The 8,298-nt window shown below is 68.3% G+C and carries 4 protein-coding genes; 2 read left to right on the forward strand and 2 right to left on the reverse strand.

Annotated elements, in window-relative coordinates; genetic code table 11:
- Positions 1–158: 158 nt before the first annotated feature.
- The gene (locus G6O54_RS36020; protein WP_165235605.1) at positions 159–2,807 is read left to right on the forward strand and encodes an alpha-L-rhamnosidase N-terminal domain-containing protein; all 2,649 of its coding nucleotides are present in this window, start codon (positions 159–161) and stop codon (positions 2,805–2,807) included.
- 128 nt (positions 2,808–2,935) lie between these two features.
- Complete coding sequence (locus G6O54_RS36025; protein ID WP_165235608.1) at positions 2,936–4,774, forward strand: glycoside hydrolase family 3 protein; 1,839 nt, start codon at positions 2,936–2,938, stop codon at positions 4,772–4,774.
- Positions 4,775–4,793: 19 nt separating this feature from the next.
- Here G6O54_RS36025 and G6O54_RS36030 read toward each other — a convergent pair whose 3' ends face one another.
- Positions 4,794–7,463 carry a serine/threonine-protein kinase gene (locus G6O54_RS36030; protein ID WP_165235611.1) on the reverse strand — a complete coding sequence of 890 codons (2,670 nt, stop codon included), beginning with the start codon at positions 7,461–7,463 and terminating at the stop codon, positions 4,794–4,796.
- A complete protein-coding gene (locus tag G6O54_RS36035) occupies positions 7,460–8,047 on the reverse strand; it encodes an RNA polymerase sigma factor (RefSeq protein ID WP_165235614.1) in 588 nt (195 codons plus the stop codon). The genes G6O54_RS36030 and G6O54_RS36035 overlap by 4 nt, the downstream gene beginning before the upstream one ends.
- Positions 8,048–8,298: the final 251 nt, after the last annotated feature.

Genomic DNA, 8,298 nt, shown 5'->3' on the forward strand with positions numbered 1-8,298 from the left:
TCCGACGTGCGTCCGATTATCCGCTCCCGGAAAATCAAGACCCTTGCAGCGAGGTCTACAAGCTCATAGAAGAGATCATGAAGTCCCACCAATAGTCGCACGAACTCCTCGCGGCCGTCTGGCCCAACAACCTGCCCGCCAGAGGAGGATTTTCAACGATGAACAAATCTCTGAACCGCAGACAGTGGCTGACAACCTCGGCGGCATGCGGCGGAATCCTCGCGAGCGGCGGAGTCGATGTCGAATCCGCCCCGTCCACCAGGAACGATGACGCCGGGCCCATCCCCGGCTCCGCTCCCGCGGCCTCGCCCCGGAGGCCGCTGCCCGACATGGCGCCGGCGAAATGGGTCTGGTATCCCGCGGGCCGGACGCTCCAGAACACGTTCATCCTCTTTCGCCGCGAGATCGAGCTGAATGCCCCGCCGCGGAGCGCCCGCGGATGGATCGCCGCGGACAGCCGGTATCGGCTGGAGGTCAACGGCGAGCGAATCCAGTGGGGCCCGGCGCCGGCCGACCCGCGCTGGCCCGAGGCGGATCCGGTCGACCTGACCGGCGTGCTCAGGGCCGGCAAGAATGTCCTCGGCGCCACCGTCCTTTACTACGGCCAGGGCGACGGCACCTGGCCCATCGGCAAGCCGGGCTTCCTCTGCCGGATCGAGATCGAACATGCCGACGGCCGCGGGGAAGTCGTCGCCTCGGACGAGTCCTGGCGTGCCCTCCTCTGCCGGGCCTGGCAGCCGGGCCACTACAAGCGCTGGTATCTCCGCGCCCTCCAGGAAGAATTCGACGCCCGTCTCTATCCGTACGGCTGGAGCCGGGCCGACTACGCGACGAATCCGGACTGGCTGGCGGCCATGCCGCTGGCGGGCTCCCCCAACGGGCCGGCCCTCGCGACCCAGTACGGCGAGTACATGCTCGGCATCGATGGCGGCCCTCCCGACGTCGAGCTCCGACCGCGCAGCATACCGCTCGTCACGGAATCCATGGTCTCCGTCCAGAGACTGGCCGAAACCCATCGCCTGGACTGGAAGCGGCCCCCACGCGAGTACTTCGAGTTCCGCACGCCGGACGCGTTCCGGGTCGTTCGCGAATCGTGTGCGAAGGAGACGTCGCCCGGTTCCTGGGAGGTCACCCTCGACGGCCGCCACGGATCGGTGCTCACGTTCGTGCTCGAGAAGCAGGTCGTGGGCTGGCCCTACTTCACGATCGAGGCCCCGGCGGGGACCGAGATCGAGCTCCTCGTCCACGAGGCCCACGAGCTCGGCGGGCCGGGGCTGATGAATTCTCACTTCGACTCCTGGAGCCGGTTCACCTGCCGGGAGGGCGTGAATCGATTCGAGTGCTTCGACTACGAGAGCCTCCGCTGGCTGCAATTGCACATCCATGGCAACTCGGGCCGGGCGATCGTCCGCGAGGTCGGCGTGCGGCGGCGGCAGTTCCCCTGGCCCAATGAGCCGGTCGTTCGCTGCTCCGAACCCGCGATCCAGCGTCTGTTCGACGCCGCGATCAACACGCTCCACAACTCGGCCCAGGAGACGGCCGTGGATGGAATGGCCCGCGAGCGCCAGCAGTATAGTGGCGATGGCGGCCACCAGTTGCGATCGATCCGCGAGGTCTTCGGCGAGACGCGATTGCCGGCCCGGTTCCTGACAACCTGGGGCCAGGGCCTGACCAAGGACGGCTATTTCCTCGATTGCTGGCCCGCCTATGACCGCCTGGCGCGGCTCATGGAGCGGCAGCTCGACCTCACAGGCTGGGGGCCGATCCTCGATCACGGCGTCCAGTTCAACTTCGATTGCTGGCTCCACTACCTCGACACGGGGGACCTGGACGCGATCCGCGAGCCCTATCCCCGACTGCTCCGGTTCGCCGAGTACCTCCGGACCCTGGCCGGCCCCGAATCGCTCCTGCCGGTGGAGCAGATCGGCATCCCCTCGGTCTGGATCGATCACGTCGCGTATCAGGCCCAGAAGCACAAGCAATGTGCCTTCAACCTGAACACGGCCGCCGCGATGGAGCACGCGCTGGCGCCGCTTTGCCGGGCCTTCGGCGACGCCGCGGCGGCCGAGGCCGTGACCCGGTTCGGCCGGCGGCTGCTCGCCTCGACCGTCAAGTCGTTCTGGAGTCCCGATCGCGGGCTGTTCGTGGTCAATCGACCGTGGCTGGATCGGGAGAAGTCGCCTCGTTTCTGCGACCGTTCGCTCGCCACGGCGATCCTCTTCGATCAGAACCCGGGGGGACAAAACGAGCCCTCGCTGAAGATGCTCGCCGAGTGTCCTCCCGAGATGGGATTCTCGTACCCCTGCAACGCCGGCTGGCGACTCGAGGCGTTGGCGAAAGGGGGCCGGGCGGACGTGATTGTCCACGACTTCCGCAAGCGGTGGGCGACCATGGACTCGGTCCGGCTCAACCTCACGCTCCAGGAGGACTGGACGGCCCTCCCGGATTCGGGCTCGCAGTGGAGCCATTGCGACGTCGCACCGCTCTTCCTCGCCGTCGAGGGCCTCGCGGGGATCCGGTCGCGGGCGCCGGGCTTCGCCCGGGCCGAGGTCCGACCGCAGCTTGCGGACCTCGCCGACCTGGAGTTGACCGTCCACACGGTGAAAGGCCCCTTCCGATTCAAGGCCGCCGGCATGCCGGGAAGCCGCGAGATCACGGTGGAGCCGCCCCCCGGCTGCATCGCGGAGATCGTCCTCCGACGTGAGGAGTCCATCACCCTGCCCCCCGCGGCGGGCGAGGTCCTCGCGGGTCACGCCCGCTATGCCCTGCCGGAGAAGTCCACGCGGCTCGTCCTCAAACACACCTGACCGCCGGACCGGATTGGGCGGTGGTCTGTTGATCTCGGCCCCCGCACGGGCCATCCTGAATCAATGGCCCGGCGCCATGTCGTTATCGCGTCCGGGCCCTGCTTGAAGAACATTCTCTCGAGGTCGACATGACGATGACCGCGCGGACCATCCTGACCTGCCTGTTCGTCTCGGCGGCGGCCCTGCTGCCGGTCGTGGCGAGCGTCCGCACCTTCGCGGCGGGCGACGACGACCACTCGGCGACGGCCGAGAAGCAGCTCAGGGAGATGACCCTGGACGAGAAGATCGGCCAGATGACCCAGGTGGACCTGAAGGCACTCAAGGACCTGGGCGACATCGCGAAATACTCGCTCGGGTCGATCCTCTGCGGCGGGAACTCCGACCCCGACGACATCACGGCGGCCGGCTGGGCGAAGGCCCAGGACGATTGCCAGGGGCAGGCCCTCAAGACCCGGCTCAAGATCCCGCTCCTCTTCGGGGTGGATGCCGTCCACGGCCATAACAACGTCGACGGCGCTGTGATCTTCCCGCACAACATCGGCCTCGGGGCCTCGCGCGACCCGGCCGTGGTGGAGAAGGCGGCGCGGATCACGGCCAGGGAGATGATCGGCACGGGCATCCGCTGGACGTTCGCGCCGTGCGTGGCCGTCGCCCGCAACGAGCGGTGGGGACGGACCTACGAGAGCTTCGGCGAGCGTCCCGAGCTCGCCGCGGAGCTCGGCCCCGCGGCCGTCCGCGGCCTTCAGGGTGACTCGCTCGCCGCGGCCGAGTCGGTGCTCGCCTGCGTCAAGCATTACGTCGGCGACGGCGGCACGACCGACGGCCAGGACCAGGGGAACACCGAGTGCGACGAGAAGACCCTGCGCCAGATCCATCTCCCCGGCTATGTCGCGGCCATCAAGCAGGGCGCGGCCTCGATCATGCCGTCCTACAGCAGCTGGAACGGCAAGAAGCTCCACGGGCACAAGTACCTGCTGACGGATCTGCTCAAGGGTGAGCTCGGCTTTGACGGATTCCTCATCTCCGATTGGGCGGCCATCGATCAGCTCGGGCCGGACTACAAGGCGGACATCGAGCAGTCGATCAACGCCGGCCTTGACATGGTCATGATCCCCAACGGCCCGGACAAGCCCAACAACTACGTGGAGTTCGTCACCAAGCTCAAGGAGCTGGTGAACGAGGGCAAGGTGCCGATGTCCCGGATTGACGACGCGGTGCGCCGGATTCTGAAGGTCAAGGCGAAGATGAACCTGGCCGATCGACGCTTCTCCGACCCGGGCCTGAAGGCCAAGGTCGGCTCCGCGGAACATCGCGAGGTCGCACGCGACTGCGTCCGCAAGACGCTGGTCCTCCTGAAGAACGAGAAGAAGGTGCTGCCGCTGTCGAAGTCGATCAAGAAGCTTGTCGTCGCCGGTCCCGCGGCGGACGACATCGGGATCCAGTGCGGCGGCTGGACGATCCCCTGGCAGGGCGCGACCGGCAACGTCATCCATGGCGGGACGACCGTGCTCGCGGCCCTGAAGGAGGCCCTCGGGCCGGGCGTCGAGATCGTCCATTCCCCCGACGGCTCCGGCGCGACGGGAGCGGACGCGGCCGTGGTGGTGATCGGCGAGCGACCCTACGCCGAGATGTTCGGCGACCGCCGCGGCGACAAGGATCTCAGCCTGCCGGCGGAGGACCTCGCCGCGCTCAAGAAGGTCCGCGAGGCGGGTGTCCCGGTCGCCACGGTCGTCTTCTCGGGCCGGCCGGTCCTGCTGGATCCGGTCATCGCGTCGAGCGATGCCATCCTGGCGGCCTGGCTCCCCGGGACCGAGGGACGCGGGATCGCGGATGTCCTGCTCGGCGATTACAAGCCGACGGCGAAACTGCCGCACACCTGGCCGCTCGGGATGGCTCAGATTCCCTGCAACAATGAGTACAATGCGGACGTTGTGCTCTTCCGGTTCGGCTTCGGCCTGACGTATTGACGGAGCCCCTCGCCCCCGATCAACGACCGAACGGTTGGTCGGGGAATGAGAGGTCCATCAGCAGGAGCTGGAAGTCCTCTCGCTCGCGAAGAGGAGCGAGCGCGGCATCCCGGTGGAGCGATTCGGCCTTGCACCTCCCGGCGGTGGCCCAGCGACGGATGGCGGCGATGGCCCGGCGGGTGCGCGGTTCGCGCTCGCCCGGTTCGGCATGCCCCTCGGTGCTGGAGACGCTCCAGAGGGCATACCCGCAGGCCAGGTCGAGGAAGAAGTCCTCGGCCGGCATCTTCGTGGAGCGTGCCTGAACGTCCTCGGCCCTCCGCACCAGGGCCGAGGCGTCGTCGGGCCGTCCCGCGAGGTTGCGCTGGGTCGCGAGGTAGATCCGGTTGCGGATGAAGTCGTCGTCGTAGTACGCGGGATACTCGCCATAGAGGGTCTCGAGTGCCGCGGCCGATCGTTCGAGCGGGGCCGCCGCGTCGGCGATCCGGCCCATGACGAGCCGTAACCGGCCTTGCTCATCGAGGCAGCGCGCGAATCGCCATCGGATGAGCTGATCCGCCCCCGCGGCCGACGCGAGCGGCTCCAGCAGGCCGATGGCGCGGGCGATGAGCGCTTCCGCATCGCCGAAACGGCCCAAGGCGGACGTGGCCTGGGCTTGATAGCGGACGGCCCAAGCCAGGTCGCTGATGGGAACCGGGTCCGACGGGCTCCGAGATCGCAGGGACTCGCGGATTGCGACCGCGCGGACGTGGAACGCCACGCCTTCCTCGGGGCGGCCGAGCTCGAGCTCGATCAGGCCGAGGTTCGAATAGGTCCCGGCGAGATCGCCGGCCACCAGGTCGGTCACCGACCGCATGGAGGCGAGTCGTTCCTGGATGGCTCGTGCCCGGGTGTAGGCGACGGAGGCTTCCTCCGGCCTGCCCATGACGCGGAGCGTGAACCCCTGGGTCGAGAGGGCCGAGGAGAGCCGATGCTGCAGCAAGACCTCGTCCGGGGACGCGGTGACGGACTGATCGGCGATCGTCACGGCATGCTCGGCCGCGGCCAAGGCCTCGTTCCGAAGCCCCAGCTCGAAGGATATCCTGGCGATCCGCTGGTATCCCGTGGCGAGCTTGAGGCGAATATCCGCGGAATCGTCCTTCTCGAGCGACCGATCGATGTTCAGGTAGATGTTCCTGAGCGTCCCGAGCAGGCCCACGCGCCGGGTTTCCAGCCGGGCGTCCTGAAACGCCGGATCGAGGACCAGGTCCTCGACCTCCTTGACATAGGCCATCGCGATGTCGAGCCGGTCCTGGGCGAGCCGTCGATGGCGGACTGCCCTCGCGAGATGGGATTCGGCCCGCCACCACTGGGTCGTGACCCCGACCAGCCCGATAACCAGGCTGAGGGCCAGCAGCGCCAGGGCCGGCTCGCGGCGAGACCACCGCCAGGCACGCTCCGGGAGGCCGGGTCGACGGGCCTGGATGGGCCTGCCGTCCAGGAAGCGGCGAATCTCGTCCGCCAGGATCTCGGCGCTCGCGTAGCGCCTCAGGGGCTCCTTCTCCAGGCATTTCAGGCAGACGGTGATCAGGTCGCGGGGGATGGTCCGCGACGAACCCGACGGGAACGTGGGGATCGTCGTCTTGACCTGCTCGAGGGTCTCCAGCACCGTGGCGGCCCGGAAGGGAGGCCGGCCCGTCAGGAGCTCGTAGAGGATCGCTCCCAGCGAGTACACGTCGGCCGCCTGGCCCACGAGGTCGCGTCCTCCGGCGCTGCCGGCCTGCTCCGGGGCCATGTAGTGGGGCGAGCCCACGATCCATTGGGTCCTCGTCAGGCTGGAATCGACGTCCAGCCACTTGGCCAGCCCGAAGTCCGCGATCTTCGGGCTGCCGTCGGCGCCAATGAGGATGTTCGCCGGCTTCAGGTCGCGGTGCACGATCCCGAGCCGATGGACCTCGTGGACGGCGCGGGAGAGGACCTCGATCGTCCGGGCCGCGTCGCGAGGGGCCCATGGCTGCTCCTTCATGAGGCTCGCCAGGTTCCCGCCCGGGACGTGCTCCATTTCGAAGTAGGGCCTGCCCTCATGCTCTCCCAGGGCGAAGATCTGGACGATGTTCGGGTGCTGCAATCGCGCCACGGCCTCCGCCTCGGCGAGGAATCGCGTCAGGGCCTCCGGAGTCGCATACTCGCCCGCCAGGATCGTTTTAATGGCGACGATCCGATTGAGGCGCAACTGGCGGGCGCGATAGACGACCCCCATGCCGCCCCGGCCCAGTTCCTCGAGGATCTCGTAGCCGGGGATGTCGGGGCGCGGCGATGTCGGACGGACGGTGCGTCGGTCCGCCAGCGTATTCTTCGAGTCCCCATCATGCAGGCGTCCCCCGCGGATCGCCTCCTCGACCTCGAACTGCAACTTGAGCTCCGGAGCGAGGTGCGGGAACTCGGCCACGTAATCCTCGAGTCGGGGCTCCTCGCCCGCCTCTTCTCGGAGGAGGACCTCGTTGTAGATCAGGTCCAGCACCGCCCCCGGATCGTCGCGGAGGGCCTGGTACTGGTCCAGGTAGACGGCGACGCGTGCGCATTCGCCCCGCCGCCAGGCATACCGCTGATGCCGGAGGACCAGGCCCAGGAGCAGGACGCCGGACCCGGATCCGCCCCCGCAATCGGCGTCGGGGATTCCACCGTCGGAAGGCGGCCCGGCGACTCCGCTCATGAGGGCTCGTCCAGGCCGAGCTCCCGAGAGACCCGATCGAGGGCGCGGGCGAGCCGACGACGCAGGGCCTCGGCGCTCCCACCCAGGGCCGCGGAGATCCCCGGCCACTCCAATCCCTGGTCCCGCATCTCCAGCAACCGACGTTCGTCCGGGCTCAATCTCCGACGAACCTCCTGCAACAGGTCGCGGGCCGCGACCACCGAGCTCGGGCTCTCGCCGGACGCCGCGAGCAGGTCGGCCTCCTCCCCCGCCGCCGTCACCCGCCGGGCGTCGCGGCGCTTCGCGAACTGACGCCGGGCCTCGGAGGCCAGCTTGTTGCGAGCCATGGAACCCAGGAGCTTCATGAGCTGCTCGGGCGTCTCCAGCTCGTACTGCCCCGACGCCGCGCGGACGAAGAAGCTGGCCAGCACCGACTGGCAGATGTCCATGGACTCGAGCACCGAGCCCAGGTGCGCATCCGCGAGCCGGAACCTTACGGCGCGGCGGATCGCCGGCTCGTAAGTCCGCACCAGCTCCGCGGCCGCGGCGGGATCCCCGGCGCGGACCCGTCGAATCAGCTCATCGAAGGTGGGAGCATCAATCACGATTGCACTCCCTCAGTGAATAACGCCGCGATGAGCAATATTCTACAGAACGCGATCGGAACGCTCCAGGAAAAGCAGCGCATCCGTTGCGCAAGCGTCAGGGCCTTCGATCTGCCCGGCGCTCGGAGCATGCTCCCAGCTCGATGAGGTCTTTACTCCGAGAAAACCGTCCCGCCCAGTCCGGGCGTGGCCTCCTGCCTGGTGGGAAGAAGCGAGCTCATCCGGCTCATCCGGCCGAAGCGCGCGCCGAA

The organism is Aquisphaera insulae, assembly GCF_011064615.1.
In the GTDB taxonomy this organism is placed as follows: Bacteria; Planctomycetota; Planctomycetia; order Isosphaerales; family Isosphaeraceae; genus Aquisphaera; species Aquisphaera insulae.

Excerpts from the sequence above, each read along its gene's own strand:
- G6O54_RS36020 (WP_165235605.1), top strand. The coding sequence starts at position 159 with ATGAACAAATCTCTGAACCGCAGACAGTGGCTGACAACCTCGGCGGCA.
- G6O54_RS36025 (WP_165235608.1), top strand. The coding sequence starts at position 2,936 with ATGACGATGACCGCGCGGACCATCCTGACCTGCCTGTTCGTCTCGGCG.
- G6O54_RS36030 (WP_165235611.1), bottom strand. The coding sequence starts at position 7,463 with ATGAGCGGAGTCGCCGGGCCGCCTTCCGACGGTGGAATCCCCGACGCC.